The organism is Pseudoalteromonas citrea, from assembly GCF_000238375.3.
Taxonomy (GTDB): domain Bacteria; phylum Pseudomonadota; class Gammaproteobacteria; order Enterobacterales; family Alteromonadaceae; genus Pseudoalteromonas; species Pseudoalteromonas citrea.
Genome location: NZ_AHBZ03000012.1, coordinates 253,133 through 280,114 on the forward strand (window position 1 = coordinate 253,133; position 26,982 = coordinate 280,114).

21 protein-coding genes and 10 tRNA genes are annotated in these 26,982 nt (G+C 41.3%); 16 read left to right on the forward strand and 15 right to left on the reverse strand.

What is annotated here, in order from left to right:
- The first annotated feature begins 12 nt into the window (after positions 1 to 12).
- Positions 13 to 645: an endonuclease III gene (gene nth, locus PCIT_RS01230; RefSeq protein WP_010367941.1), complete on the forward strand. Its 633-nt coding sequence runs from the start codon at positions 13 to 15 to the stop codon at positions 643 to 645.
- A 127-nt stretch (positions 646 to 772) separates the two neighbouring features.
- On the opposite strand, the gene PCIT_RS23200 is transcribed toward nth, so the two are convergent.
- Both PCIT_RS23200 and PCIT_RS01240 read right to left on the reverse strand, forming a co-directional pair.
- The gene (locus PCIT_RS23200; RefSeq protein WP_010367943.1) at positions 773 to 1,396 is read right to left on the reverse strand and encodes a M23 family metallopeptidase; all 624 of its coding nucleotides are present in this window, start codon (positions 1,394 to 1,396) and stop codon (positions 773 to 775) included.
- A 300-nt stretch (positions 1,397 to 1,696) separates the two neighbouring features.
- Positions 1,697 to 1,978, reverse strand: coding sequence for a DUF1330 domain-containing protein (locus PCIT_RS01240; RefSeq protein ID WP_010367944.1), 282 nt, complete (start codon positions 1,976 to 1,978; stop codon positions 1,697 to 1,699).
- A 95-nt stretch (positions 1,979 to 2,073) separates the two neighbouring features.
- Here PCIT_RS01240 and PCIT_RS01245 point away from each other — a divergent pair, with 95 nt between their 5' ends.
- From PCIT_RS01245 to PCIT_RS01255, 3 genes are all read left to right on the forward strand, one after another.
- The gene (locus PCIT_RS01245; RefSeq protein WP_010367947.1) at positions 2,074 to 3,009 is read left to right on the forward strand and encodes a LysR family transcriptional regulator; all 936 of its coding nucleotides are present in this window, start codon (positions 2,074 to 2,076) and stop codon (positions 3,007 to 3,009) included.
- Positions 3,010 to 3,482: 473 nt separating this feature from the next.
- Positions 3,483 to 5,105: a tetratricopeptide repeat protein gene (locus tag PCIT_RS01250; protein ID WP_010367949.1), complete on the forward strand. Its 1,623-nt coding sequence runs from the start codon at positions 3,483 to 3,485 to the stop codon at positions 5,103 to 5,105.
- Between the two features lie 24 nt (positions 5,106 to 5,129).
- A complete protein-coding gene (locus PCIT_RS01255; protein ID WP_010367951.1) occupies positions 5,130 to 6,296 on the forward strand; it encodes an ATP-binding protein in 1,167 nt (388 codons plus the stop codon).
- A gap of 86 nt (positions 6,297 to 6,382) precedes the next feature.
- On the opposite strand, the gene PCIT_RS01260 is transcribed toward PCIT_RS01255, so the two are convergent.
- Positions 6,383 to 7,297, reverse strand: a complete 915-nt coding sequence (locus PCIT_RS01260; protein WP_010367953.1) for a LysR family transcriptional regulator — start codon at positions 7,295 to 7,297, stop codon at positions 6,383 to 6,385.
- Between the two features lie 155 nt (positions 7,298 to 7,452).
- On the opposite strand from PCIT_RS01260, the gene PCIT_RS01265 reads away from it, so the two are divergent.
- Genes PCIT_RS01265 through PCIT_RS01275 form a run of 3 tightly spaced genes read left to right on the forward strand, consistent with a single transcriptional unit; the run spans position 7,453 to position 9,632 of the window.
- Positions 7,453 to 7,896, forward strand: coding sequence for a DoxX family protein (locus PCIT_RS01265; RefSeq protein WP_010367955.1), 444 nt, complete (start codon positions 7,453 to 7,455; stop codon positions 7,894 to 7,896).
- A 35-nt stretch (positions 7,897 to 7,931) separates the two neighbouring features.
- Positions 7,932 to 8,627, forward strand: coding sequence for a pirin family protein (locus PCIT_RS01270; RefSeq protein WP_010367957.1), 696 nt, complete (start codon positions 7,932 to 7,934; stop codon positions 8,625 to 8,627).
- A 33-nt stretch (positions 8,628 to 8,660) separates the two neighbouring features.
- Positions 8,661 to 9,632, forward strand: coding sequence for a glutathione S-transferase family protein (locus tag PCIT_RS01275; RefSeq protein WP_010367959.1), 972 nt, complete (start codon positions 8,661 to 8,663; stop codon positions 9,630 to 9,632).
- A 194-nt stretch (positions 9,633 to 9,826) separates the two neighbouring features.
- Here the strand turns inward: PCIT_RS01275 and PCIT_RS01280 are convergent, their stop codons facing one another.
- From PCIT_RS01280 to PCIT_RS23205, 5 genes are all read right to left on the reverse strand, one after another.
- On the reverse strand, positions 9,827 to 11,407 hold the full coding sequence (locus tag PCIT_RS01280) for a methyl-accepting chemotaxis protein (RefSeq protein ID WP_010367960.1): 1,581 nt from the start codon (positions 11,405 to 11,407) through the stop codon (positions 9,827 to 9,829).
- Between the two features lie 229 nt (positions 11,408 to 11,636).
- Positions 11,637 to 11,712 (reverse strand) — tRNA-Glu (locus tag PCIT_RS01285).
- 199 nt (positions 11,713 to 11,911) lie between these two features.
- A tRNA-Glu gene (locus tag PCIT_RS01290) sits at positions 11,912 to 11,987 on the reverse strand.
- 39 nt (positions 11,988 to 12,026) lie between these two features.
- Positions 12,027 to 12,102, reverse strand: a tRNA-Ala gene (locus tag PCIT_RS01295).
- Between the two features lie 223 nt (positions 12,103 to 12,325).
- Positions 12,326 to 12,460 (reverse strand): hypothetical protein, encoded by a 135-nt coding sequence (locus PCIT_RS23205; RefSeq protein ID WP_273541985.1) that lies wholly within the window; start codon positions 12,458 to 12,460, stop codon positions 12,326 to 12,328.
- 557 nt (positions 12,461 to 13,017) lie between these two features.
- Here PCIT_RS23205 and PCIT_RS01300 point away from each other — a divergent pair.
- From PCIT_RS01300 to PCIT_RS01335, 8 genes are all read left to right on the forward strand, one after another.
- Positions 13,018 to 13,093: transfer RNA gene (locus PCIT_RS01300), tRNA-Val, on the forward strand.
- Positions 13,094 to 13,112: 19 nt separating this feature from the next.
- A tRNA-Val gene (locus tag PCIT_RS01305) sits at positions 13,113 to 13,188 on the forward strand.
- Between the two features lie 17 nt (positions 13,189 to 13,205).
- Positions 13,206 to 13,281 (forward strand) — tRNA-Val (locus PCIT_RS01310).
- Between the two features lie 40 nt (positions 13,282 to 13,321).
- Positions 13,322 to 13,397, forward strand: a tRNA-Val gene (locus PCIT_RS01315).
- A 16-nt stretch (positions 13,398 to 13,413) separates the two neighbouring features.
- Positions 13,414 to 13,489, forward strand: a tRNA-Val gene (locus PCIT_RS01320).
- Between the two features lie 34 nt (positions 13,490 to 13,523).
- Positions 13,524 to 13,599 (forward strand) — tRNA-Val (locus PCIT_RS01325).
- Between the two features lie 21 nt (positions 13,600 to 13,620).
- A tRNA-Val gene (locus PCIT_RS01330) sits at positions 13,621 to 13,696 on the forward strand.
- A 142-nt stretch (positions 13,697 to 13,838) separates the two neighbouring features.
- Positions 13,839 to 15,473 carry a tetratricopeptide repeat-containing response regulator gene (locus PCIT_RS01335; RefSeq protein ID WP_010361736.1) on the forward strand — a complete coding sequence of 545 codons (1,635 nt, stop codon included), beginning with the start codon at positions 13,839 to 13,841 and terminating at the stop codon, positions 15,471 to 15,473.
- Here PCIT_RS01335 and msrB read toward each other — a convergent pair.
- The 6 genes from msrB to PCIT_RS01365 all read right to left on the reverse strand — a co-directional run bounded on the left by msrB (position 15,470) and on the right by PCIT_RS01365 (position 23,667).
- Positions 15,470 to 15,916, reverse strand: coding sequence for a peptide-methionine (R)-S-oxide reductase MsrB (gene msrB / locus PCIT_RS01340; RefSeq protein ID WP_010361735.1), 447 nt, complete (start codon positions 15,914 to 15,916; stop codon positions 15,470 to 15,472). The two genes, PCIT_RS01335 and msrB, sit on opposite strands and share 4 nt — an antisense overlap.
- 174 nt (positions 15,917 to 16,090) lie before the next feature.
- On the reverse strand, positions 16,091 to 16,582 hold the full coding sequence (locus tag PCIT_RS01345) for a DUF2919 domain-containing protein (protein WP_010361734.1): 492 nt from the start codon (positions 16,580 to 16,582) through the stop codon (positions 16,091 to 16,093).
- A 57-nt stretch (positions 16,583 to 16,639) separates the two neighbouring features.
- Positions 16,640 to 18,658, reverse strand: coding sequence for an NAD-dependent DNA ligase LigA (gene ligA, locus PCIT_RS01350; RefSeq protein ID WP_010361733.1), 2,019 nt, complete (start codon positions 18,656 to 18,658; stop codon positions 16,640 to 16,642).
- A gap of 82 nt (positions 18,659 to 18,740) precedes the next feature.
- Positions 18,741 to 19,472 carry a cell division protein ZipA gene (gene zipA / locus PCIT_RS01355; protein WP_010361732.1) on the reverse strand — a complete coding sequence of 244 codons (732 nt, stop codon included), beginning with the start codon at positions 19,470 to 19,472 and terminating at the stop codon, positions 18,741 to 18,743.
- A gap of 19 nt (positions 19,473 to 19,491) precedes the next feature.
- Positions 19,492 to 22,884, reverse strand: coding sequence for a chromosome segregation SMC family protein (locus tag PCIT_RS01360; RefSeq protein ID WP_021032352.1), 3,393 nt, complete (start codon positions 22,882 to 22,884; stop codon positions 19,492 to 19,494).
- Positions 22,885 to 22,935: 51 nt separating this feature from the next.
- Positions 22,936 to 23,667 (reverse strand): TrmH family RNA methyltransferase, encoded by a 732-nt coding sequence (locus PCIT_RS01365; RefSeq protein ID WP_010361728.1) that lies wholly within the window; start codon positions 23,665 to 23,667, stop codon positions 22,936 to 22,938.
- A 342-nt stretch (positions 23,668 to 24,009) separates the two neighbouring features.
- Between PCIT_RS01365 and PCIT_RS01370 the strand changes: the two genes are divergently transcribed.
- Positions 24,010 to 24,390 (forward strand): hypothetical protein, encoded by a 381-nt coding sequence (locus PCIT_RS01370; protein WP_010361727.1) that lies wholly within the window; start codon positions 24,010 to 24,012, stop codon positions 24,388 to 24,390.
- A gap of 85 nt (positions 24,391 to 24,475) precedes the next feature.
- Here the strand turns inward: PCIT_RS01370 and PCIT_RS01375 are convergent, their stop codons facing one another.
- Complete coding sequence (locus PCIT_RS01375; protein ID WP_010361726.1) at positions 24,476 to 26,977, reverse strand: S8 family serine peptidase; 2,502 nt, start codon at positions 26,975 to 26,977, stop codon at positions 24,476 to 24,478.
- Positions 26,978 to 26,982 lie beyond the last annotated feature (5 nt).

Consider the following 26,982-nt stretch of genomic DNA (forward strand, 5'->3'; position numbering starts at 1 on the left):
AGTACTACCGTCATGAATAAAGTAAAACGTTATGAAATTCTGACTCGGTTAAGGGATGACAATCCGCACCCAGAAACCGAGCTAGAATATTCTTCTCCCTTTGAGTTGTTGGTGGCCGTCACACTTTCAGCCCAAGCGACCGATGTAGGCGTAAATAAAGCAACTCGAAAACTATTTCCAGTTGCCAATACACCACAACAGATCATTGATCTTGGTTTAGAAGGGTTAAGAGACTATATAAAAACCATTGGCTTATTTAATTCAAAAGCCAATAATGTCTATAAAATGTGCCATATCTTGGTCGAACAGCATAACTCTATTGTGCCTGAAAACCGTGAAGCACTAGAGGCACTCCCTGGCGTTGGTAGAAAAACAGCTAATGTGGTGCTGAATACCGCATTTGGTTGGCCTACGATAGCGGTAGACACGCACATCGACCGTGTATCCAACCGCACTAAATTTGCCATGGGTAAAAATGTGGTTGAGGTCGAAAAAAAGCTTGAGAAAGTTGTACCTGCTGAGTTTAAGGTCGACGTGCATCACTGGCTTATTCTACATGGCCGTTATGTGTGTACCGCTCGTAAGCCTAAGTGTGGTTCTTGCCTCATTGAGGATTTGTGTGAGTTTAAAGATAAGACCGAATAGGCCTGTTTTAAGATCAGACTTATACAGGTAATACTCTGATCTCATTAACACTCTAGTGCAGGCGCATTAAGACTATTGAGTCTTGGAAGAGCCAGTTTACTAATAACATGCTCTAATTTAGATAGCACTATGCGTTTTTCTTATCATGTATAAGTGCTTTGTACTCAGACCCACTCTTTAATCCACAGGTATGGCTCTGCGCATTCTTAAATGTAATTGGAATTGTTTGCCCACAAGGCAGCGCATTATAATTGGGTGGTAGATTTGGTCCACACTTTTGCACATCAAAGTGTAAGTGAGGGCCGCCACTTTGCCCTGTATTACCACTTAACCCGATAATATCTCCCGCTTTGACTTTATCCCCTTCTGATACAAACGATCCATTTTTTGTAAGGTGGAAATATCTTGCTACTGAGCCATCATCATGTTGAATAAAAATGTAGTTTTCTTCCAAATCTATATTATTTCCATCTTCAAAAACTTCTCGAACACTTACTACTTCGCCTGCTCTAGATGCCAGTACCTTTGTGCCAATAGGCATTACAAAATCTATTGCAAAAGTACCAACTCCATTATTTGAAGCACGATAATGCTCAGTCGCAGCATAAACACTTCTGGTAGTACCCACCTCGTATGGTAACAAATAGGCTGAACTTTCTAGAGCTGGAAACACCGTACAATCAACTACCGGTTTTGAACAAGCCGTTAAAGATAAAGGGATAAAAAACAAGCTCACAAACAATTTCTGCATTCATATTTTCCTCTTTAAACCGTATTAGTCGCTAAAAAAGGAAACAAAGGTTTAAAGGGGTTGAAAATGAGAACAATGATCAAAAAAGTAGGTGCAAACAAAATATTCGCTGGGAAATAAGATGAAAAAACACAATATAAACGTTTGACCTACCTTAATTCTGTTTTGGCTAGCCCATAATAGTTGATTAAAATTATCAAACTATACGCCCACAGTTTAACTATATTTCAGTAACGCAAAGCGCCAATAAAGCCAAGTACTGTACCTGTTCTTGGCTTTATTTATACGAACTAAGTCACCTTAAATGGAGTTTATTACAACAAAGCGGCTTTCTATTGCCCGCTCTCTCAGTTCAATGAGCACTTGATACTCATCACTGTTATACCAAGATTGAGCTTGCGCTACCGAGCTAAACTCAATGACAGCCCTATTAGCAAATCGCGATTTACCATGTAGTGACTCTGCAGGCCCTTTGGCAATGAATTTACCACCAAATTTTGCCACTGTTTTCCCCGCTTGTTGACCATATTGCTGCAATAACTCTTGATTTTTCACATTACTTTCTACGATTACGAAGGCCATTTTACTCTCCTTAATGACATTTATTAGTTGGACTCATTCTATTTTTGATGTAATTATTAAACAATAACCAAAAAACAAACTAACTGTTTAATATTGTGAACACTGTAAAACTTGCTCCGTTACTGCTCATTTTTGTTGAAGTTGCTAAACAGAAGTCTTTTACTAAAGCTGCAAAGAACCTTGGTTTAAGTAAATCAGCGGTCAGTCAGCAAATAAAGCGCTTGGAGTATGAGGTTAAATTGCAGTTGCTTGCACGTAATACTCGCGGTGTTGTACTTACAGGCTCTGGAGAGGCTTTATTTAAAAGAAGTGAGTCTTTAAGTGGCCAAATCCACCATGTAATGCAAGATATACAGCAGGTTAAAGCGCAACCTAGTGGACGATTTAAAGTATCTGTCCCGCCTTTTTTTGAGCAAAACATGGTGGTACCTGCCCTAAAACAATTGCTCCTTGAATACCCCCTATTAGAACCTGAGCTCGTTGTGACTGGCAGCTGGGTTGATTTGATTGACCATCAATTAGATGTGGCAATATTCGGCGGAAAAATGAGAGACAGCGAATATAAAGCGCAATCTATTGGTCGAATTCATGATGTATTTACGGTGTCTCCAGGTTATTTGAAACAACATGCAGATATAAGCTCTTTACAAGACTTAATTAAAGGAGACCACAAGCTGATCGCTACCCCGTGGCAAAATGGTCGCATCAAGCTCTTCGAAAATGGCAAAGCAATTGAACATGCGTTACCGCACACTATGTTTACAAACAGCTTAGTCACCTTAGTCGATATGGTGGAACAAGGCATGGGTATCGCGCTATTACCACAGTCTATAATTAAGAAAAAAATCTTATCCGGGCAGCTCACGCATACTTTTAAGCACAATTTTGTGCAAGTGCTCCCCACGATTCACGGTCGTGACTGGCACTTTTATTTTATTCACCGCTACCATGCTAACAAACCTCCCCATGTTTCACGCTTTTATGAGTTGATCCGCTTTTACTTCAATGCAGCCAGTGAAGATGTTAGTTAGCTATTTCAAAAATGACAGCATCCGTGAAGTCTACCTTGATAAAGCTTTTAGTTTACCATCGCTGTAAACCCACACCAGGAACACTGTATCAAATCGTACTCAATTTAGCGCAGACCAGCCCCCATGAAACAAGTAAAAACTGAGAAGGTAGAGACTAAATATAGATACACTAAATAAAGAAACATCAAACTACTATAGTCAGTTATTCTATTGATTTATTTGAAACAATAAAATACACCTATGCTTTTTATACCACTCATACGATATGTTACTCACAACCAAGCTCTAAGTTCTGAGCATACTCACCACTGAAAACACAAAGTTTAGTGGCAATTCACCGTATTGAAAGTGGTTGAGCTTTTGATATTGAACTAAGGTTTAAAGTGATTAGGAGATTTCCAGCTATCTAACGTTGCATTTAAGAGAATAACAAATAAGATAGCACCTTAGTAAATTGGCGTAGGTCGTTCAAAATGCCTTTTAAGCACGTTCAAATATACAGGGTTATTGCTATCGCCATATTGCTTTTTAGCGTGGTGACTAACTCACGTCAAGGCCAGTCTGATGAAGCTGTGTTACACAAAATTGAGGCAGCCGATGGCACGATAAAAGTTGAACATATTATTCGTTATGTGCAGTCCAACTATCGATTTAAAACAAAAACTTCGCTAAAACTTGGTGCTCTGGCCCTAGAGCAACTTCGCTTAAACCCAAATACCGATCAAGCATCTAGACTGCGCAGTCAGTTAAGTCGGGCTTATATATACGCAGGTGATTTCATAAATGCAGAGCGCCTAGCCAATGAAGCGCAAGTAATTGCAATGCGCAACAATAATATTGCAAATAGGATATTAGCAAATATTGTTCAAGCCGATATCGCAATACGTCAAGTCAATCTCACTCAGGCAAAAGACATCTTGGATACCGCGTTGGCCGACGCACTCACTATCAATCATCTTGAACATTTAGCGAGTGTCAGTACACTATCAGGAAAGGTACATAAAGATGCTTTGCAATACCATATCTCGTTAAAACACTATTTAAACAGTTTGGACTATTATACAAAGCTCAGTGATCTAGCCGGTATATCGGTAGCACACCAAAATTTAGCCTCACTTTACCGGTGGATGGGGATGTACGACAAAACCTTATCTCACCAACAAAAAGCATTATCTCAAGCTCTAGAGCGTAGTGATAAACGCGCATTATCGATAATTTATGGCAATTTAGGCACCTATTTAAAAGACGTTAAGAAGTATCAAGACGCTATACAAATGCATAAAAAGTCTCTGGCTCTCAAAGAAGAGCTTAAGTATTCGTTTGGCATTCTTCAAACCTACAATAGATTAGGCCACCTTTATCACCTGATAGAAGAATACGAGCAATCCTTGCACTATTTAAATTTGGCTGTGACATTGGCGTCCAAATTAGCAATCCCAAATAAGCTCGGCTCTACCTTTCTCGACCTCGGTCGCGTGCATCGTAAAATGGGCAATTTTAACCTTGCCGAATCTTATCTCAATCAATCTATTCAGTTATATCGAGGTAGCCATGTCGAGTTTAGATTAGCAGAAGTCTATTTGGCACTTGCCCGCCTTCATGCAAAAAATAAAACCCCAAATAAAGCGATAAATGATTTTCATCACGGGATCGACATTGCGTTACGATATAAACGTGAGGCTGTATTGGTGCGTTTATATGCCGGTCTAGCTAAAGAACTGAAGCTAATAAATAACTATGAACAGGCGCTAAAGTATACTAATTTGCAAATGTCTTCAAAAGACTTAATAACGCTAAGAAACAACCAAACAAAAGTCGATGCATTACTCATTGAGTTTGATGTGGCTGAGAAGCAACGTACAATTATAACCCTGACACAAAAAAATAGAATAAACACGTTAGAGTTAGAAAACCGCGCTTTCCAACAGAAAGTAACTGTTGGAAGTCTATTACTTGCTTCAACACTCTTGTTTTTTCTGTTTTTTTTGCATAATAAAAGTAAGAAAATAAAAATAGAACAAACCGCTTTAAAACAAGTTAATGATGTAAAAGAGCGCCTCAGTTTAGCTTTATGGGGTAGCAGAGACGAGCTTTGAGATTGGAACCTAGTCGATGGCAATATGGTTCGAGAAAATAAAACCACTACGGCTGAGTTACCCTGTGGTCAAATTGGCTCAACACTTGAGAAGATCAAACTATCAATACACCCAGATGACTTTAAGCAACTTGAAGAGGCGTTTGATAACCACCTTAAAGGAAACTGTGAGTTCTATGAGGTCAGTTATAGAGTATTAACCCAAGCTGGGCATTGGTTATGGGTGCTTGATAGAGGAAAAGTGACATTACGATCTGAAAATGGTTTAGCCCAACGGATCTCAGGGACAGTAAAAGACATATCCGTACTCAAAGCGTCTGAGCTAGCACTGTCTGAATTAAATAACAACTTAGAACAAAAAGTCGAAGAACGTACCACGAGTCTGAAGGAATCAAGAGATGCGCTCGCGACCACGATCGATGAACTACAAACAATGCAATCAACCCTTATCGAATCACAAAAAATGGCGTCGATAGGAAAGCTCGTTGTCGGTATCTCTCACGAACTCAATACCCCGTTGGGTATCTCTGTCACTGCCGTTTCATTATTAATTGAAAAATTACAGTCATTTCAAAATAAGTTTTTAGAAAATCAGCTAACCCGCTCTGACACAAAGGATTTTGTAGAAACATCTTTATCAAGTGTACAATTGCTGGACAGCAATATTTCTCGCGCAGCGCAACTGGTCAAGAGGTTCAAGCAAGTATCGGTCAGTGAGCATATACAATCATCAAGAACTATTAATTTAAATGAGCTTATAAATACTTTTCTTTCAATGCACTGTGAACTTGAAGGTGTAACAATATCAATTAACTGCTCAAAAGATCTGCATGCTCAGTGCGATGCTCACGCTCTGGTAAATGTTTTAAATGAACTCTATCAAAACTCTATACAGCATGGCTTTAATTCCCCCTCCACTGGAAAGATATCTATCCAATTGGAAAAAATAGGTGACCAAATCAAACTAACATTCAGTGATAGTGGCAAAGGGGTTCACGAAAAAAATATGCCTCATTTATTTGAACCATTTTTTACAACTACGCGACACAATGGTAATGCAGGGTTAGGCCTTTACCTCGTTTATTCAAATGTTACTCATATTCTCAGAGGCCAAATTTCATTTCAAACAGTCGAACTAGAAGGGATCAGCTTTGAAATTTACTTTCCTGTATTTAACGACAGCCCAAATTAAATAATTAATTACGGGGGACATTACCCATTACTAAATTTTAATTCAAAGATAAAAGCACACATAAAAAAGTCCCACAGCATCACTAATCATTGACCCACTTTAGATGGCTCAAGCTGCCAGGTAACATGGCACAGTTTATCAACAAACCAACTTAATGCTTTACCCTGCTGCCCCTTGTTCCATGCAATAAATAGATCTTGATTGGGTCTAGGAATAGCGCATTCTTTTTGTACCAAAGAGCCATCATGTAAATACGGTGCAGCCAGATGTTGCGGTAAAAATCCCACACCTATACCTTGTCGTTGCGCCACTAACTTGGCGTTCATATTATTTACCCGAATAACCTGCTTACTGTTGAAAAAGCCTGTCTCCCTAGTGGGTAATATTTGCGATGTATCGGCAACCACTATTGACGGGTATAACCTTAAATGCTCTACATCTATCACTTCGTCGATACTAGCCAATGGGTGATCGGGAGCCACAGCGAATATAAAGCTCACGTCATAAATTTTGTGAGTATTAAACATCCCTTTTGGCAGCTCACCTGATGCACCGATGACAATGTCAGCCCGTTTGCTATGCAGTGCATCCCATCCTCCTCCTAGCGCTTCTTCACTTAAAGTGATATCAACACTTTGTGGTAACCGAGAAAACTCAGCCAATAATTCAAATAAGATGTCCTGAGGTACAATCGTGTCACGGGCAATACGCAACTCTCTCTCCCACCCAGACTCAAGTAAAGCAACCGCATCAACCATTTTATTCGTCGCATACAATATTTCGCGACCGTGTGCCAAAACCAATTTCCCTGCAGGCGTTAACAATGCTCGTTGTTTAGAACGGTCAAATAATGCAGTACCAATATCGTCTTCTAATTTTTTAATTGTGTAAGTTAAGGCCGATGGCACTTTGTAAAGAGACTGAGCGGCAGCGGCAAAACTGCCTTTTTTATCAATCGCATCAAGCGCCTTTAGCGCTTCAATGGTGATAGCTTGATGCATAACTTCCTCCAGAAACCTATATTCAAATAATTTGAACTAAGCATTCAAAATGTTTCGATTTTTTATAGAAACTATCACACCTATACTAGATTTCAACAAGTAAGTCAGGCGCTTCAATAGCGATAATACAAATTGAAATATAGTGAGAATTAAAGATGAAAACATTACTTAAAACAGTGACCACCTCTCATGCTAGCTACGCAGCATTATCATTACGTCTACCCATTGGTATTATTTTTATGGCCCATGGTGCGCAAAAACTTTTTGCATGGTTTGGCGGGTATGGTTTAGAAGGCACTGCTGGATGGATGGAGTCAATTGGCCTCACTCCTGGGTTTTTAATGGCGCTATTGGCAGGCAGTGGTGAGTTCTTCGGAGGGTTATTCATTTTATTAGGGCTATTAACGAGGCCTGCTGCTGCGGTCCTCGCACTCACAATGGTAGTGGCTATTTTCTCTGTCCACTTCAGCAATGGCTTATTTATGTCAAATAACGGATATGAGTTTGCATTGGCACTCTTTGCCGCGAGTGTGTCTCTTGTTGTCGCGGGGAGCGGTAAGCTTGCTGTAGATAACTATTTGGCAAAAAAGTTAGCTTAACCACACTTTATTTTACCCGTGCTTAGGAGAAGAAAATGCTCATATTAAGAAAGTCACAAGATAGAGGCCAAGCTAACTTTGGCTGGCTCAACAGCAAACACAGCTTTTCATTTGGTCACTACTACGATCCAAAACACTTAGGTTTCTCATCACTTCGAGTGATCAATGACGATATAGTGGCTCCGGGCGCAGGCTTTGATACTCATGGCCACCGAGATATGGAAATTATCAGCTACGTACTTGAAGGCAGTATTGAACACAAAGACAGCACGGGCAATATTCAAACCTTGCCGGCGGGAGAGTTTCAGCTAATGTCGGCGGGGACAGGGATATATCATAGTGAATATAACGCATCCAAACAGCACCCTTTGCGTTTTCTTCAAATTTGGATAAAGCCCAATAAAATTGGTAATAAGCCAAATTATCAGCAAAAGAATTTTGGTAAGGCCGCTGGTTTAACTACCATTGCAACCCCAAACGGAGGTAATGCCACGCTACAAATTACCCAAGATGCAAAGCTACATCAACTCATAGTGAGATCAGGTGAGACCTTTGAGTTTGAGCACAGTACAAGCAATAAAGTATATATACATCTGGTAACTGGAACTGCACAACTCAACAATACGGTTTTATCTGCCGGAGATGGTGCCCAAGTTATTGATGAAGAAAAGCTGGTATTCAAAAATGAAAGTCATGCTGATATGACCGCATTGATCTTTGAGTTGCCTTAATAAATTGTTTCAAAAATAGAAGAGGATAAAATTATGGGTTTATTAATCGATGGTACATGGCATAACCAATGGTATGACACTGAGGCCAACAAAGGAAAGTTTAAACGAGAAGACGCTCAGCTTCGTAACTGGATCACAGCGCAGGGCGAAGCAGGTCCTTCTGGTAAAAGTGGATTTAAAGCAGAATCAGGCCGCTATCACTTATACGTTTCACTGGCGTGTCCGTGGGCACATAGAACTCTTATTTTCAGAGCATTAAAAGGGTTAACAGAGCATATTAGCATATCCGTTGTTAGCCCAGATATGTTAGAGAACGGGTGGACTTTTGATACCTCGAGCCAAAGTAGTGGAGATGATTTGTTTAATGTTGCGTATATGCATCAGGTTTATACAAAACATTCAGTAACATACAGTGGCCGAGTTACAGTACCCGTTTTATGGGATAAGCAACAGAACTGCATCGTCAGCAATGAGTCGTCTGAAATTATCCGGATGTTTAATACTGAGTTTAATCATATTACAGGTAATACACTGGATCTCTACCCTAAAGCAAAACAGCAAGAAATTGATGAAATGAACGACTTTGTTTATCACAACATTAATAATGGGGTATACAAAACAGGCTTTGCAACGACTCAAAGCGCCTATGAAAACGCTTATAACGCATTATTTTCAGCCCTTGATAAAATCGAAGCGCGACTATCAACACAGCGCTATTTAACAGGTAATCGTATTACTGAGGCTGATTGGCGCTTATTTACTACGTTGATCAGATTTGATGTCGTTTATTTTGGTCACTTTAAGTGTAACCAACGTCAGCTAGAACAATACCATCATATTGCTAATTATATTCGAGAATTATATCAGCAACCAGGGATTGCTCAGACCGTCGATTTTCACCATATAAAACGCCACTATTACTTTAGTCACACTATGATCAACCCAACGCAAGTGGTACCTTCTGGCCCCGAGATTGACTACACCACTGAGCATAATCGAGGTTGATACCCCCAAACACTTCAGCAGTAAGGGGGTAAGCTACTACAGATAAGCTCTACTCTTTGTAGAATTGTAGATTGAAGCGTCATCAAAATGGTAACTCTTTAATCTACTAAATCACTGGAGTTTTTTCATAACCTTCGAATGTCATAAAATAGGTCACCTGAGCACAATAATGCTTTGCTTCCCTAGCCTATTTTTTATTTAACAAACTTCACCATAAACTGGTCCACAAGGCTTTCTTGATCGACCAATGAAGTCTGTGTGTTAGACATCGTTTTCAAAGTTCTATCTGAGCTTTCTAGCGAATCATTCGCCAACTGAGAAATCGTCACCGCGTTATTATTAAGCTCGTTTGATACACCTGACATTTCTTCGGTGGATGACGCAATTTGATAGTTAAGGCTAGATATCTCATTCACCAGAGTATTAATGCTATCTAAGCTCTCTTTAGTACCTTCTGCTTTACTGACACATTCACCAGACTTGTCTACACCATTTTGAATAGCACCCACCGCGCGCTCTGCACGCTGACGCAGATCGGCTATAATACTGTCAATTTCTTTTGTTGACTCTTGTGTACGTTGCGCAAGTGCTCTTACCTCATCAGCCACTACCGCAAACCCTCGGCCTTGCTCCCCAGCCCTAGCCGCTTCGATTGCCGCATTTAGCGCAAGTAAATTCGTTTGCTCTGATATACCACGGATCACATCAACAACCCCACCGATATTCACCGTTTGAGCATTGAGATCTTCAATATCTTTTTGTGTTTTAGACAATTCTTCTGACAGCTCGTAGTTGTTTTCCATATTCTCATTGACTGCAACACTACCTGCCTTTACCGACTCTAGTGCAGACTCAGATTGAGACGCTGCATTAGTGGTATTGTTAGCAATTTCTGCGATGGTTGCCGTCATTTCATTTATGGCCGTTGCTAACGAACCCGTTTGCGCTTGCTGACTATTTAATAAGTCTGCACTGCGGTTGCACTCAGCCACTGTTTCATCTGCATGCTCTGTTACTGTACTACTTGAGTCTTTTACGCGGCCAAGTACAGCTCTGAGTTCCGATTCACGTGCCAAAAGCGCTAATTCAATCGCGCTTATATCATTGACTCGACCAAGGAAAATTTTTTGCATCATTGGATTGTCGTAAACTTTTTTGGCTTTTTCACTGAGCACTCTTACCGGCGCTAATCGAGAGTATGTTAGCGCAACGACACCAATGACCAATACGGTTTCTAAAATATAAGACCACGGCGATGCCAATGAAGTTAAAAACATCGTCAGAATGTAAAAACCGATAATGATGGCTATCATTTGACTCGACAATGACCACGACTTTTTAGCAATCGACTCTGGTGATGTGCCATTATTCAATTGTTCGTATATTTTTTCGGTTCTGGCAACGACATCACGATCTGGTTTCGTTCTAACGGATTGGTACTCTACCGTTTTTCCTGTTTTATCGGCTATAGGTGTAACATACGCATTAACCCAATAATGATCGCCATTTTTACAGCGATTTTTTACTAACCCCATCCATGGCTTACCTGAACCAATAAAATCCCATAAATTTTTAAAGGCTGCTTTTGGCATAGTTGGGTGACGTACAATATTGTGGGGCTTACCTTGTAAGTCTTCTAGATCAAACCCTGCAACTTCGCAGAATTGCTTATTCGCGTACTTTATCTGGCCATTTGTATTGGTAGTCGATAAAAGATTGTAAGTATTGGGGTAATCATACTCTCGGTTGGTATAGTCGGATCTTCCTGTAGCCATAGTCTTCACTCAAACGATTAAAAAACAATAGTAAATCATTACTTTTGTTTGCATATGACAAAATACGGCATAAGCTTGCTATCGATCAAAAACCATAACACTTCGCTTATAATTTAAACAAACAAAAAGCAGACGCATGATTAAAGCTAGCAGAAATAGAAGAAATTACCGAAAAGTATTTTTTGATTTAAAGGTATGAAATATTGAATGAAAGATTGGATAAAAGAAATGGCGTCCCCAAGGGGATTCGAACCCCTGTTACCGCCGTGAAAGGGCGGTGTCCTAGGCCTCTAGACGATGGGGACGCAGAAATTGATTTGCAAATTACTATTTGCTATTTCTGCGTTAGATGAGACCGAGCCTGTGAGGCGAATGGCCTTATTCTTAGTAGCAGAATAAAATCTGTGTCACTAGGACTGGCTATTTTAACTCGCACCATATGAGCTAGTATAATCTAGAAATCACTCGAGGATTTTTAGATAACATCATTTCATCGAAATGAAATGGCGTCCCCAAGGGGATTCGAACCCCTGTTACCGCCGTGAAAGGGCGGTGTCCTAGGCCTCTAGACGATGGGGACACATATAATGTGTACTCTAGGACAATGCACTGAATGATTTGGTGGAGCTATGCGGGATCGAACCGCAGACCTCTTCGCTGCCAGCGAAGCGCTCTCCCAGCTGAGCTATAGCCCCAAACCAGTAACAAACTTAGCCAAATAACTTGCTAGCCTGTATCGCTGAGTGCGGGCCGCATTCTATGCAGGCACACAAACAAAGTCAACAGTTTTCAGTTAACTTTTTATCAAGCGTTCTAAAAACCATCAGGTTGTTGCTAATATAACCACATCATAGTCGAACTTCAATTAAAACCCTTGTTTTTGCTCAAAAAAGTATCAGCTTGATTTGTCTATAATTATTAATACGCGCCTTTCATTGCAGACGATACTCTATTTCTTTGCTGTAACCTTCTTACACTGAACTCACAGTGCTCATCTATAGGCCCAAGTACGGCAAACCCACAATACCAGCCAAGCCGCAGACTCTTTTTCATTAAACAACCTCACTGACGATGTTATAGACTCAATAATTCTGACACTCTCCTGACCTGCTTTCACTTTACATATACTCTAAAGAACAGTGACTATTACCTCGCCCTGGTGTTTACACATTAAATGCATAGTTAAATAATATACTTGAGGTGATGATATCTTTTGTTATAGAGCCCTCCCCTCGTTATTGAAGCTAGATAGCTATATTAAGTTCCTACAATATTACACTGGTCGCTTGATATAGCACCAAACCGAATACCCTGAATAACAGCGAATTATAATGAGAAGGAAAGATCAGGAGTCACCCTATACCAACAAGTTACTTTGCTTAAATCGTGCCTCACCATTCACCCTTTCAGCTTCCCCTGTTACTAAGTTACTTCCCATACTCATTAAATAACAAAATAATTTCACTATAGGTAATAAATGAAGAGCTTTGATGAATTGGCGATAAAAACCGCATATAAACTAAAATTGTAACTTCAAGTATTGACACTATTTGAAGTCTCCCTATAATAGCGCCCCACAACGACGCGGCAAACGTTGTTGATTTAGATATGGGTCGTTAGCTCAGTTGGGAGAGCATCGCCCTTACAAGGCGAGGGTCACTGGTTCAAGTCCAGTACGACCCACCATTATCTAAATGTTTTATTTGGGTCGTTAGCTCAGTTGGGAGAGCATCGCCCTTACAAGGCGAGGGTCACTGGTTCAAGTCCAGTACGACCCACCAAATAAAACACATAATCTGGGTGATTAGCTCAGTTGGGAGAGCATCGCCCTTACAAGGCGAGGGTCACTGGTTCAAGTCCAGTATCACCCACCACTTTAATCGTGGACACCAGATTATATTGTCAATCTAAAATGGGTCGTTAGCTCAGTTGGGAGAGCATCGCCCTTACAAGGCGAGGGTCACTGGTTCAAGTCCAGTACGACCCACCATTTTAGATATTTTTGCGGGTCGTTAGCTCAGTTGGGAGAGCATCGCCCTTACAAGGCGAGGGTCACTGGTTCAAGTCCAGTACGACCCACCATTTTCATAATGGTGATAAGCAGAATTGATTATTTGGGTGATTAGCTCAGTTGGGAGAGCATCGCCCTTACAAGGCGAGGGTCACTGGTTCAAGTCCAGTATCACCCACCAAATAATCAAAAAACTATATGTGGGTGATTAGCTCAGTTGGGAGAGCATCGCCCTTACAAGGCGAGGGTCACTGGTTCAAGTCCAGTATCACCCACCACATATGGTTTAAAACACTCCTCTACTTCATTTGTATTCTTAATTTTGCAATAAACATCTCATCTTAAACTCAATCTATTTCAAAATGCTTGTTAAGCGACTAAACTACTCACAGCACATTTTATTATAAGTTATTCATTTGCATGAGTGTTCAGCCCTTTATCAACACCAAAATTTTAATTGTCGAAGAACAACCTTTGGCGCTAAGCCATATGAAGCGTTCTTTAGAGCAATTAGACTTTAGGAATTTAAAATTTGCTGAACATGCACAAGCTGCGATTGAGCATTGTCGTATTGAGAAATTTGATTTAGTGATCTGCTCTTTTGATCTTACTAAGCGACAAGATGGTTATCAGCTTTATGAAGAACTAAAAAGTAAACGCCTTGTCCGAAACGCCACCTCTTTTATTTTTGTTTCTGCTGAAACCAGCGGAGAGCTCGTCCATAGCGTTATTGAGCTACAGCCCGACGATTTTTTAGTTAAACCTTTTACTATTAAAGAGTTAAGAGGCCGAATTGAGCGCGTATTAAAGCGTAAGCGTTCATTAAAAAAAATATATACTTTTATTGATGATGGTAACGACTCTAAAGCCGTTAAGTTAATTGATGTTGAATTAGATAAACGAGGTCACGCTTACAGCCCAATGTTACTTAAGCTAAAAGGCGAAGCCTTATTACGCCTCAACCGTGTCAAAGATGCTAAAAAGTTCTATAAGTCGGCGCTCAATTTGCAAAAGTTCACTTGGGCAAAAATAGGCCTTATTGAAGCATTAATTGCTAACAATGAAGACGCCCTTGCACAGCGCATGCTTAAAACCATGTTAGAGCGCTCTGAGACGCGCCTAATTGCGCTAGATCTATTAGGCAGACTCGAAATAAAACTAAGCCAATTTGAAACTGCTCAAGACTTCTTAAGTGAAGCATCTAAGATCGCACCCCGAAATATTGACCGACAAAAGTCTCTTAGCCGCATTGCACTCATTAACCATGACTACGAACGCAGCTACCACGCACAAAAAGACATTGCCCAATATGCTAAACATTCCATTCATGATAGCCCTGAAGTTTATCTAAATGCGGTAAGAGCGGGTATCGACTTTGCATTAAGTACCGATCAAACTGAGCAAGTAAACCGTATTACTCGCCAAACACAGCAATATTTAGGGGAATTAAAAAAGCAGTTTCCAAATGCCGATAATCAAGCTCAAATCGATGTGCTTAATGCGCGCATACATTATTTAAAAGATGAAAGCAGAAACGCACGAAAGCTCATTGAACAATTAGAGGATGAGCCTTCAATACGCTCTGTGGATGCATCATTGGACAAAGCAAAGGCCTACCATGAACTTGGTTTTCACCACAAAGCACAAGAGTTGTTTACGCAGATAGTTGCCCATTGCGAGCGCCATGACAATGTGAGTGACCCAATTACGATGCATTATATTCAGCAGCAGCAAAGTGAGCGACGTGATATCACCATGGGTCCAAAAGAATTAAATAATCACGCGGTAAATCAGTTCAATCGGGGTCATTTAGATATGGCACTAGAAGCGTTCTCTCAGGCATTTAGGATCATGCCTAAAAATGCAAGCATCGCACTCAACTTGTTACAATGCTTGCTCGATAACACCGGCAAAAATGGTCAAACGTTTAACTCAACGCTGGCTAAAAAATGTGTTTCTGCCCTCAATGAAAGTACCACTCTCGAACCTGAACAAAAAACCCGCCTTGATAAGCTGCTAGCACAACTCACCGAAATGGGATTATCTATCGACTAGCTTTGTACTTTCACCATAGATAGTGCGTTAACACAATAACGTAAACCACTTGGTTTTGGCCCATCAGGGAATACATGTCCTAAATGGGCGTCACATACATTGCATACGATTTCGACACGTTGCATCGCATGCGAATTATCGCCTATGTAAGCAATTGCATTATCTTCTGCCGGCTGGGTAAATGAGGGCCAACCCGAGCCACTATCAAACTTTTCATGCGCATCAAATAATAAGTTATCACAACATGCACAGGCATATTTCCCAGGTTCAAACAATGTGCAGCTACCACTACTGAAAGGTCGTTCGGTCCCTTTGTTACGGGTAATATAATACACATCCTCATCGAGCTGTGCTTGCCACTGCGCAAGTGTTTTTTCTACTCGCTTATTGGGTGTCAGATTTCCTTCGGTTGTAAATTTCAGTATATCGCGCCATGTAAGCATTTTATTTACCTTTACTTGTTATATTGAAAACCTAATAACCATACTACGTTCATCACGATACATTTGGCTCAATTCGGCTAAAAGACCATTTAATACGCAATTACTATGATCACTATTTTTCTTAGCTCTTGCTGTATCAATAAATAACACCTCTCACATCGCAAATTTTTTACATCAGCCTTTTGTTTTCTTAGTGCTCTTTTCTGGTTCAGGCCAATCATTAAAGAAATGTTTAAGATAGCGACTTCGCACTAAGTATAAAATCACCCATAACAACATCACCATTTGCACAGCCAGATATAACGAAAACTGATAGTAACTTTGTGATGCTTGTAAAATAAGCCAACTAAGATCTGCCAGCGCAGCCAAGAGCAATGGCCATCGCATGTAACGCCAGTACTTTGCTAAATGCTGTGAACTAGAAGGTCTACGTAATGAAAAAACAACGGTGGGCACAAGTGCAACCGCACCAATACCCAAAGCAACAAAAAAATGCTGCTTAGATTGAAAAAATAACGACATAAAGTCTAAATCAGGTCGCCTTGCAATCGCAGAAAAAATCCACAGTAAATACGCACGAAGCAGTACGAGCAACGTGAGGTTAAAGCCAATTGGGGTGCGATATACACCATACTTATCCCAATACTCAGGGCCATACTGCTTCATTACTCTACTCCACTTACCGGCAAAGCAGACTTACTTTGCCGACAGTATGTTTAATGATTATTCATGCTCTGCTAACAATTTAATCAGTGCATTTTCATCTAATATATCAATGCCTAAGTCCTGCGCTTTGGTCAATTTAGAACCAGCTTTCTCTCCCGCGACCAGAGCATGAGTATTTTTAGATACACTGCCCGATACTTTGGCTCCCAGCGCCTGTAAACGCGCTTTCGCGTCATTTCGATTTAGCTGTGTGAGTGTACCTGTTAATACGTAAGTTAGTCCATCCAGCGGCTGGCTTTGTGTTGATTTGTCCGCGAGTTCAGGCCAATTCACGCCGACTTCAAGGAGTGCACTCACCACTGTTTGATTATGTGGTTCTTGGAAAAAAGCATGTAAATGCTGAGCTACAATCACTCCCACATCGCTAACCTCTTGTAGACTATCAATGGAGGCGGTTGACACTTTTTCAAGCGTCAAATAGTGATTCGCCAAATTTTGTGCCGTTGCTTCCCCCACTTCTCGGATGCCTAATGCATATAAAAACTTCGCTAACGACGTTGTTTTTGCATCTTCTAATGCGGCAACCAAGTTTTTCGCTGATTTGGGCCCCATACGCTCAAGCGATTCAAAATGACCTTGTTTCAAAATAAACAGATCTGCGGGTGTATGTATAAGCTCCCTATCAACCAATTGTTCAACTATTTTGTCTCCCAACCCATCAATATCAAGCGCTTTACGTGATGAAAAATGCTTGATTGCTTGCTTACGCTGCGCCTGGCACACCAAACCGCCTGTGCAGCGGGTTGTCGCCTCCCCTTCAACCCGCTCTACGTGCGAGTCACATACAGGGCAAGTATCAGGAAATGTAATATCGCGCACCGTATCAGGGCGACGCTCTAACACCACTTGCGTCACTTGTGGGATCACATCCCCGGCACGACGTACAATCACCGTGTCTCCAACTTTAACCCCCAACCGCTCTATTTCATCTCGATTATGTAAGGTCGCATTAGAAACCGTCACCCCTCCAACAAACACGGGGTTAAGGCGTGCGACCGGGGTTATTGCACCTGTACGCCCAACCTGAAACTCAACATCTAGAAGCTGCGTGATCTCTTCTTGAGCCGGAAATTTAAAAGCAATCGCCCATCTTGGCGCTCGCGCAACAAAACCCAACTGCTGCTGATAGGCTTTATTATTTACCTTGATCACCACGCCATCAATTTCATAGGCTAACTCAGAACGTCGCTGCATAATATCTTGATAATACGCAAGCGCAGCCTGAGCACCCGTTACCAGCTTCGTTTCAGGGCACATTGGTAAGCCCCACTCTTTCAATTGTTCCAGTTGTCCAAAGTGTGTGTCTGGCAGATCCGCGCCAGTTACAACACCCATAGAGTATGCATACATCATGAGCGGACGCTTAGCAGTGATCTTAGAATCCAACTGCCTAAGGCTTCCCGCGGCTGCATTACGTGGGTTGGCAAAGGTTTTTTCATCTTTTGCTGCTGCAGTTTCATTTAAACGCGCAAACCCCGCATTATCTATAAACACTTCGCCGCGCACTTCCACTTCTTGTGGTATATTTTTACCTCTCAGGCGAAGTGGAACATTACGGATTGTCTTCACATTCTCAGTAATATTTTCACCCACTTGCCCATCGCCACGCGTAGCAGCTTGAACAAGTACTCCATCACGGTACAAAATAGAAACCGCTAACCCATCTAATTTAGGTTCACAGCAAAAATCTAGCTCTTTGTTTTCCAATAAACGTTCTTTAATACGGCGATTAAATGCGGTGAATTCAACCTCATCAAATGCATTGTCCAGTGACAACATAGGTACTTGATGTTTAACTTGTTCAAATTTACCGAGCGCTTCACCCCCGACCTTTTGCGAAGGTGAATCAACCGTTAAATACTCTGGATTAGCAAGCTCCAACGCCATAAGCTCTCGCATAAGACGGTCGTACTCCGCATCTGGGATCGACGGATTATCCATCACGTAGTATTGGTAATTGTGCTCTTCTAATTGTTGCTTTAACGACTGAATTTGATTATTGATAGACTCTGACATCTCAACCTCTAAAAAACAAAAACCACGAGTGTATGCTACAACTCGTGGCTTAAAAAAATGGCTCTGACGCCCAACCTTTTACTTAAACTGCATACTCACGTACTTTCTCTACATATGCTCGTACAGCATTAACTGACAAAGGCTCTCGGCTGCTGTCTAACACGGTCGCTCCGAACTCATCAGCCAACTTTTTAGCTGCGCCATGTAACATGTTAAATGCCGCGAGGCTATCGCCTTCACAGGGAAGAGTCATAAAAAGACTCACCCCTGCGGTACCAAACTGTTCCATATTATCAATGTCAAATGTCCCTGGATTGAACATATTGACTAAACGAAATAACACCGGCCCGTTTCCAGACGGCTCAACATGGCGGTTAAAAAAACCTTCATCTGAGTATTTAAAGCCTAAGCTTAATACAGCAGGTAACAGCCTTGAACCTGCCATTGTTAACCCTTCTGGCATAGCAATATGTAATATAATGAAATCAGATGGTTCTTGTACAGGCTGCGCTGGTGCACTTGTGTCTGGCTCCACTTCAGATTCAGCACCTTGCTGCACATCTACTGAAGTAATGTCGCTGCCGTTGTTCGTAATAGGCTCATCATCTACCGCAGCAAAGTTCATCTCCCCAATTTCTGGTTCATCGTTACTTTGTATTGATGAAGGCTGCTCAGTTTGAGGCTCCGCCTCTTGCTCTCGCTGTTTCTCATCCGGTTGGTCCTTTTTACGAACCGACCATAAACCATGGACCAGTAATCCACCAATTACTAATGCGCTGATCACGATTAACGCCCATCTCAATTCTGTGGCCATTGCTCACCTTTTTTTATTCTCATGCTTGTGCCATTTGCACTGCTTGCTCTATGTCAACGGCAACCATTCTCGAAACACCAGGTTCCGCCATAGTTACCCCCGTCAGTTTACCAGCCATTTCCATTGCAATTTTGTTATGGCTAATATAAATAAATTGTACCGTTTGAGACATTTCCTCAACTAAACGACAAAAACGTCCAACGTTTGCGTCATCTAACGGTGCATCAACCTCATCAAGCATACAAAATGGTGCTGGATTCAGTCTAAAGATAGAAAACACCAATGATAATGCGGTCAGCGCTTTTTCTCCACCACTTAACAGATGAATTGTTGAGTTTTTCTTTCCTGGCGGTCTTGCCATGATACTCACACCACTTTCTAGCAAGTCATCGCTCGTCAACTCTAAGTATGCACTACCCCCTCCAAAAACCTTAGGAAATAACTCTTTTAAATCATCATTAATTTGATCGAAGGTTGCCTTAAAGCGAATTTTAGTCTCTTTATCAATTTTTCTGATCGCATTCTCTAATGTTTTTAATGCAGAAGTTAAATCTTCAAGTTGACCATCTAGGTAACCTTTCCTTTCGCTTGCTTCTTCAAACTCTGTAATTGCCGCCAAGTTCACTGCACCCAACGCTTGTAATGACTCAAGTACCGTATTTAACTGTAACTGAAGCGTATTGACATTGCTATTTTCAGGTAACGCAGCCAAAACCTCAGCAACCTTTTGTTCTAAACTTTCTAGCGGTTCTAATGCAGCCTGAGCTTTAATTGCTAAACCTTGCTCATCTAATTGATGTTTTTGTAGTAACTCACGCAACCGCGCAACTTCACTGTTAGCTCCTTTTAAAGAAAGTTGCTTTTCTTGCAGTTGCACTTTAGCTTGCTGTAATTGCTGTTGCAAACCCTCAAACACCTTTTGCTGCTCCGTCTGATGTAACAACAACTGGGTGATACTTTTCTCAATGTCACTCATCGGAGCGGTTAATAGCAGCAGAGCCTCATGCACCTTTTTTGATTGCTCAAAAGCCAGGGTATAACTTTTTTGGCTATGATCTACTTTCGACTGCGCTAATTGCCAAGCACTTTTAGCTTGCTGCTCGGCGAGTGTCGCTGCATGTAGCTTTTGTAATCCCGCTTCTTTATTGGCAATCGCTTGTTTTTGTTCACTCTTTTTTTGTTCAAACTGGCCTTTAAGCTGTATACAATGAGATTGATGCTGCGACAAAATAGTCTGAGAAGCTATATGCGCTTGCTCAGCGTTATTTAATGCTCGTTGACTATTGGTCAAATGCTCATTTAACGTTTGCAGCTTACTCTGCATTGACTCATAACTTTCAAGCCATTGACTACTCTGCTGCTTTAATATCTCATGACGTGAGTGTAATACCGCAACCTGTTTAGAAAAATGGTGTACTTGCTCTTTATTGTGCGCTTCAGATGCCTCACAATCGGCTAATTGGGTTGAGAGCGTGATAACCCCCTGCTCTAACACGCCTAGTTTCTCCTCGACACTGGGTAAACTCTGTTGAAGCGTTCGAAACCTTGCGTGTTGACTTAGAACACTATCTTTACCGTTATTTTTTACTGTTGCACGCCAATTCTCACCATATAAACATCCAGATAAATCAATGCCAAAAACCCACTGTTCATGCACGTTAAACTGCTCGTTGCTTTTTATCAATTGCACTTTATTAAGTAACGAAGGATAAATCTCACTGTCAATTAACTCCGCCACTGAGCCTATTTTTGCTTTGTGCTCAATCGGCCAAACTGCATTATCTGCTGCACATTGCGACACTTTTAAAGTGTCCAAACCCAAAAGAGCACGCTCCACCAGCATTTCAAATCCGGCTTTTACTCGCAGAGAGCTCAATAAACGGTCATTTTCCTCATCACTTGTTAGCGCTAAAACTTGTGCCAGAGCATCAAGGTTAGCGCTTAAGTTAGTATGAACGTGTTGTTGTTCTACAAGTGCTTTTTTTGCCGTTTTATGTTGCTGGGTGAGGCTATGTAAATGCGAAGCGATATCTTGCCCAGTAGCCTGTAATTGAGCAATTTTATGTGTATTATCAACAAGCGCTTGTTGTTCTTGTTTACTCTTTTCCCTAGGATCATCAGCAGCCAAAACCTTGATTTGTTTGGCTAACTCTTGTTGTTTCTCTCGGTTATGCTCATGTGCTTGTTGTGCATTTATGTAGTGTTGCTCTATTTTTACATATTCCGATTGGTACTGCTCAAGCAACTCTGTGGCTGTTTGCAACGCGGCTTCATCAGCTTGATTGCCTGAGCTTAGCTCTTCATAAATGTATTGGTATTCTTCTAATTGTAATTGAGTAACCAGTTTACTCTCAGAACAGTCTTTTACTAATTCATTCGACTTTTTAGCTGCAACCGTCAATGATGACAGGTTTATTTGCGCTTCATCGGTTTCTTTTTTATATTCAACCGCTTGCTGCTGCAGGTCTCTATGCTTGTCAACTAAATGTATTTTCTGCTGCTCTGCTTTCGTCAAGTCAGTATGAATTTGATGAATACTCAGCTGCTGCTCTGCTATTGCATCATTTAAATTTGTGACTTGCCCCTCTAATGCAGCAAGTACATCATGATGGCCGCTATGTGCAGTATTTAAAAATTCAATCTCAGATTGTACTTTTGTTATATGCTGCAACTTTTGCTGCTGCTTTTGATAAAACCCCTGCCACTTTAAAACTGCTAATTGACCTTTATAAGTGCGCTCCTGCTGCTTTAAAGTACGATAGGCTTGTGCGTCTTTTGCCTGCACAGCTAAGCGGTCAAGCTGCAGCTGCAATTCTTTACGTACATCAAGCAGCCGTTCTAAGTTTTCTCGCGTGCTTTTTATCCTCGTCTGCGTTTCACGTCGACGCTCTTTATATTTTGATACGCCCGCAGCTTCTTCAAGAAACACACGCAGCTCTTGCGGCTTACTCTCTATCAGCCGAGAGATCATGCCTTGCTCAATGATTGCATAACTGCGCGGACCCAAGCCTGTACCTAGAAAAATATCAGTAATATCTCGCTTACGGCATTTACTGCCATTAAGGAAGTACAAGGATTGACCATCACGCGTCACTAATCTTTTAATTGATACGGTGTTACGATCGGCTAATGTTCCAGGCAAACGCCCTTGGGCATTATCAAACATCAACTCTACAGATGCTTGTGATATCGGTTTACGGTTTGTTGACCCATTAAAAATAACATCGGTCATCGCGTCACCGCGTAAGTTTTTCGCAGAGCTTTCACCGAGCACCCACCGTACCGCATCAATGACATTCGATTTGCCACACCCATTAGGGCCAACAACACATGTCATTTGATCAATAAAAGGGATTTTAGTTGGCTCAACAAAGGACTTAAAGCCAGCGAGTTTAATACTGCTTAACCGCATATGCTAACTTATACTCGTAGAAATGAAGGCTCTTGAAAACACGGAATATAATTAACCTTGACGCTTTATATTATCTAAAATAATACCTGTCGCCATAGCCACATTGAGAGACTCTGCAACACCGAATGAAGGAATGGTAATAGGGCTATCAATGTACTTACCTACAGGCTCACGTATTCCGTGCGATTCACTTCCCATAACGAGTACACCACGCGCAGAAAAAGCCGTGTCATGTACATTTTCGCCATTTAAATATGCGCCATAAATACCACCTGAGTAAGACGCTAAAAACTCTGGAAGGTCGCAACGTACAACATCAACACGGACAAAAGAGCCCATCGTAGCACTGATAACTTTGGGGTTTAGGTGATCAGCACAATCTTCGCTGACAATGATCTGATTTAGTCCATACCAATCAGCCAACCGAATAATCGTGCCAAGGTTACCAGGATCAGACACGCCATCGAGAGCTAATACGATCCCTGATGTATCGACTTCTGCACTTTCAGGAAAAGGGACAATTGCAATCGCTGCGTTATTACTCACCAAAGTGCTGACTTTTGATAAACTGTCACTATCAGTTTCAGTACATGCCACGCCTGCTAACTTTACTGAATGTGCAGATAAAAACTCCGCAGTCGCAAAAAGGTGTACTACTTTCAACCCAGCATCAAGAAGCTCCAAGATGTTTTTCTCACCCTGAACTAAATACTGCTGATGTTGTTTTCTATATTTTTTTTGTGCTAGCGCACGTAAGAGTTTCGATTGATTTTTAGAGAGCATAACTACCTCAATGTCCTGAGAGGAGGATTATACCTGAGCAGAGAAATAATGCGAGAAACACCGCGCTTGGAGTTTATTAAGCTGCATATTAGTCTATCGAACGCGATTAAGATGACATAGGCCAATGTCATTTTGCATTCTTATTTAAGGCGCTTGATCAAAGACACAACCTACACACCAAAAAACCAAAAAACCAACCCTTCATTAAATATAAAAACAATGCATTAACCTAATTATCTCGACAAGATAGATTAGCGCTGCGTTTTATTTTATTAAATAAGGAAAATTAAATATGAAAAAACAAGTATCGCGCTCATCCTATCAACACTCGCCTTTTCTTCAATGTCTAATGCTTCAAGTTTAGGTGTTAATATTACAGAAAAGCCTAGACCAGGTGTACCCCAAGCACGTTGGACTGATGTGGTTATCGGTGACAATTACGCCCAACACCAAACTGCAAAGTTTAGTTATACTGTTTCTAACTACAGCGTAACATTCAACTGGACAACAAATGATGGTGCGACAGGTGGTTGTCATATTAATTATGATGTAAATAGAGATAGCTCAAGTGACTGGGATTATCAGGTAGCTAAAAGACGCTATAACAACACAAAAGAAATGTTACTAAACTTAAAAGCAGGCGATCATTTATTTATCCAATCTGCATTTGCAAGTAATACCACGTCTTGTGAAGTCACACTAAAGCACAATATCGGCTTCTAATAAGCATGTAAGAATATTTATCAACACTGCTTAGTTGTAATAAAAACAGCGCCACAAAGGCGCTGTTTTTATTTCAAAGTTTTAATTAACGAAAGTTAACTGTTACTTCTTGAGAGCAAATATCAGCAGATACACAAACCTTATAAACATATTGGTCTTGTGTTGCACGGCGAATAAAGTCTCTATATAAACCAGTGTTGGCTGAAGTTGATACTTTTTCACCATCGCGATAAACATCAACGGTATCACTTGTTGCACCTTGATACGCCAGCTCTATTCGAGCGAAGCCAAGCCGTGTTTTGTTAGCGCGTTTTAACTTCAACTCCACAGCAGTCTCAGCAACCGAAACTTCCATGACTTTTGAGTCCGTCAAACCTTCAGCATCAGTAACCGTTAACATAACTTGATAAGTACCAGCAGTGGCATATGCATGCATTGGGCTTTGCTCTGAGGATGTATTGCCATCGCCAAAGTCCCATGCCCAAGATGCAATATCATTATTGGCATCACGACTGCCATCTGTAAAGTTTACCTGCAACAAATCAGACGTATAAGAAAAGTTTGCTTCTGGCGCAGCTGGCGCAACTTCACCAATGCCTGTTAATGTGACAGCCCACTGATTGATTGTCCCTATATCTTCAGCATATGTATCAACAACTTTTAACGTCCAATCGCCTTGTGCAACTTCACCGTTAAAGGCATTTGATGCAAATGATTGATTAATATCATCAGCTCCACCACCGGCTTTGTTATGTAGTGTCGCCGTCGTACCTGATGGTGAGGTTAATGTAACAACAAGGTCACCAATATAAGTATGCGTAATGTCAATCAACGTCTCTGAACCAAAAACAGTGATCTCGTCCGGTATATTGATCACAGATGATGCACCTGCTGGATCATTATCTGGGATATCTACTTTTTCAGTGTTGCTATATTCAAATTCAGTTAACCCTTGTGGATTAACATAAAGTGATACTTGACTTTGCTTCGCTAAATCGCCGCTGGTCGCATCAATTGTAAATGAATAACTGCCCCATGGCGTATCTGCTAGCGTTGGCACGCTTAGTGTAAATGAACCACCTGGCTGAACAGTGCTCGAGGATAACACCGCCCCCTCTAAATCACTGGTTACCGCTAAACTAATATCTCCAGTCCAACCCGCAATAGCCGATACTTCAAAAGTGTATGTTGCGGTATCACCTGCAACAATCTCTTGAGATGCCGGTGTTGCAGATAACCTGAAGCCTGGCGTCGGATCTGCTTGCTCTAATGCAGTTGCGACATTTAGGCGCTTACCTGATACTGTTTTACCCGCAAGCGCCGCGTTATCATCACCAGAATTCATAAGCAATGCTTTAAGTTCGGCTGTTGTTAGGTCTGGGTTTACAGATAAAGCCAGTGCTGCGGCACCCGCAACATGCGGTGTAGCCATTGATGTACCTGAGAAACTGTCATAGCCCCCCCCAGGAATAGTCGATACAATCGCTGAACCAGGCGCACCTAAATCAACACTGGTTAAACCCCACTGTGAAAAGCTAGACATTGCATCTGTATGCGTAGTGCTTGCTACTGACAATACTGACTCATGCTCATAGCTCGATGGATAGTGTGGATTAGAGTCATTATCAACTGCGCTATTACCTGCCGCTGCAACAAACAAGATCCCCGCTTCTTCAGAGGCAGTAAGTGCATCAGATAATGCTTGGCTAAAACCGCCACCACCCCAACTATTATTAGAGACCCTTACGTCAACACCCGCATTTTTTAATCCAACTAAATAATCGATACATTTGATTGCATTCGCTGATGAGCCACTACCACCTGAATCTAAGAACTTACAGCCCACAATAGATACTTGCTGGTTTACACCAACGACGCCCACACCATCATTACCAACTGCACCAATAGTGCCTGCGACGTGAGACCCATGGCCTTGGTCATCCATCGGATCCCCTGCGTCGGTAATGGCATTTATACCATGCACGTCATCAATAAAACCATTATTGTCATTGTCAATGCCATCTCCTGCAATCTCATTTGGGTTAACCCACATATTTGCCGCAAGATCAGGGTGAGTATGGTCAACACCAGTATCAATAACGCCAACAATAACATCTCGGCTACCAATAGAAATATCCCACGCTTCTACCGCATCAATATCTGCGTCAGCCGTGCCACCTGTTTGGCCTGTGTTATGAAGGCCCCAAAGCTCTGAGAATTTAGGGTCATCAGGCATCGCTTGAATAGATAGCTGATAATTAGGTTCGACATATTGAACCGCAGTATGGGAGGCAAGCGCCTTTATAGCTGCTTTAGGGTTGGTTTTATCAAGTTTGAACTGAGCTAAACGACCTTTTAGTACATTTTTATAGCTGTCATCCACCTCGTCATTATTAACATCAGTAATTTTTGCATTCACTAACTGACGTGCGGCTAACCTTTGCGCTTTACTTGCACTTTCTTTGAATACAACGATGACCGAATCGTCAGCTGCGCTCATACGCTCAGTATTAGAATTCATATTGATCGCAGCCTGTGAAAGGCACGGTAATAACGCAAGCGTTAAAGCAGATAGTTTTAATTTCATTGTTA

Excerpts from the sequence above, each read along its gene's own strand:
- PCIT_RS23205 (WP_273541985.1), bottom strand. The coding sequence starts at position 12,460 with ATGAAAAAGAGTCTGCGGCTTGGCTGGTATTGTGGGTTTGCCGTACTT.
- ligA (WP_010361733.1), bottom strand. The coding sequence starts at position 18,658 with ATGTCAGAGTCTATCAATAATCAAATTCAGTCGTTAAAGCAACAATTA.
- zipA (WP_010361732.1), bottom strand. The coding sequence starts at position 19,472 with ATGGCCACAGAATTGAGATGGGCGTTAATCGTGATCAGCGCATTAGTA.
- PCIT_RS01240 (WP_010367944.1), bottom strand. The coding sequence starts at position 1,978 with ATGGCCTTCGTAATCGTAGAAAGTAATGTGAAAAATCAAGAGTTATTG.
- PCIT_RS01370 (WP_010361727.1), top strand. The coding sequence starts at position 24,010 with ATGTCTAATGCTTCAAGTTTAGGTGTTAATATTACAGAAAAGCCTAGA.
- PCIT_RS01275 (WP_010367959.1), top strand. The coding sequence starts at position 8,661 with ATGGGTTTATTAATCGATGGTACATGGCATAACCAATGGTATGACACT.
- PCIT_RS01280 (WP_010367960.1), bottom strand. The coding sequence starts at position 11,407 with ATGGCTACAGGAAGATCCGACTATACCAACCGAGAGTATGATTACCCC.
- PCIT_RS01270 (WP_010367957.1), top strand. The coding sequence starts at position 7,932 with ATGCTCATATTAAGAAAGTCACAAGATAGAGGCCAAGCTAACTTTGGC.
- PCIT_RS01365 (WP_010361728.1), bottom strand. The coding sequence starts at position 23,667 with ATGCTCTCTAAAAATCAATCGAAACTCTTACGTGCGCTAGCACAAAAA.
- nth (WP_010367941.1), top strand. The coding sequence starts at position 13 with ATGAATAAAGTAAAACGTTATGAAATTCTGACTCGGTTAAGGGATGAC.
- PCIT_RS01260 (WP_010367953.1), bottom strand. The coding sequence starts at position 7,297 with ATGCATCAAGCTATCACCATTGAAGCGCTAAAGGCGCTTGATGCGATT.
- PCIT_RS01345 (WP_010361734.1), bottom strand. The coding sequence starts at position 16,582 with ATGAAGCAGTATGGCCCTGAGTATTGGGATAAGTATGGTGTATATCGC.
- PCIT_RS01250 (WP_010367949.1), top strand. The coding sequence starts at position 3,483 with ATGCCTTTTAAGCACGTTCAAATATACAGGGTTATTGCTATCGCCATA.
- PCIT_RS01375 (WP_010361726.1), bottom strand. The coding sequence starts at position 26,977 with ATGAAATTAAAACTATCTGCTTTAACGCTTGCGTTATTACCGTGCCTT.
- PCIT_RS01255 (WP_010367951.1), top strand. The coding sequence starts at position 5,130 with ATGGTTCGAGAAAATAAAACCACTACGGCTGAGTTACCCTGTGGTCAA.
- PCIT_RS01360 (WP_021032352.1), bottom strand. The coding sequence starts at position 22,884 with ATGCGGTTAAGCAGTATTAAACTCGCTGGCTTTAAGTCCTTTGTTGAG.
- PCIT_RS01335 (WP_010361736.1), top strand. The coding sequence starts at position 13,839 with ATGAGTGTTCAGCCCTTTATCAACACCAAAATTTTAATTGTCGAAGAA.
- PCIT_RS23200 (WP_010367943.1), bottom strand. The coding sequence starts at position 1,396 with ATGCAGAAATTGTTTGTGAGCTTGTTTTTTATCCCTTTATCTTTAACG.
- PCIT_RS01265 (WP_010367955.1), top strand. The coding sequence starts at position 7,453 with ATGAAAACATTACTTAAAACAGTGACCACCTCTCATGCTAGCTACGCA.
- msrB (WP_010361735.1), bottom strand. The coding sequence starts at position 15,916 with ATGCTTACATGGCGCGATATACTGAAATTTACAACCGAAGGAAATCTG.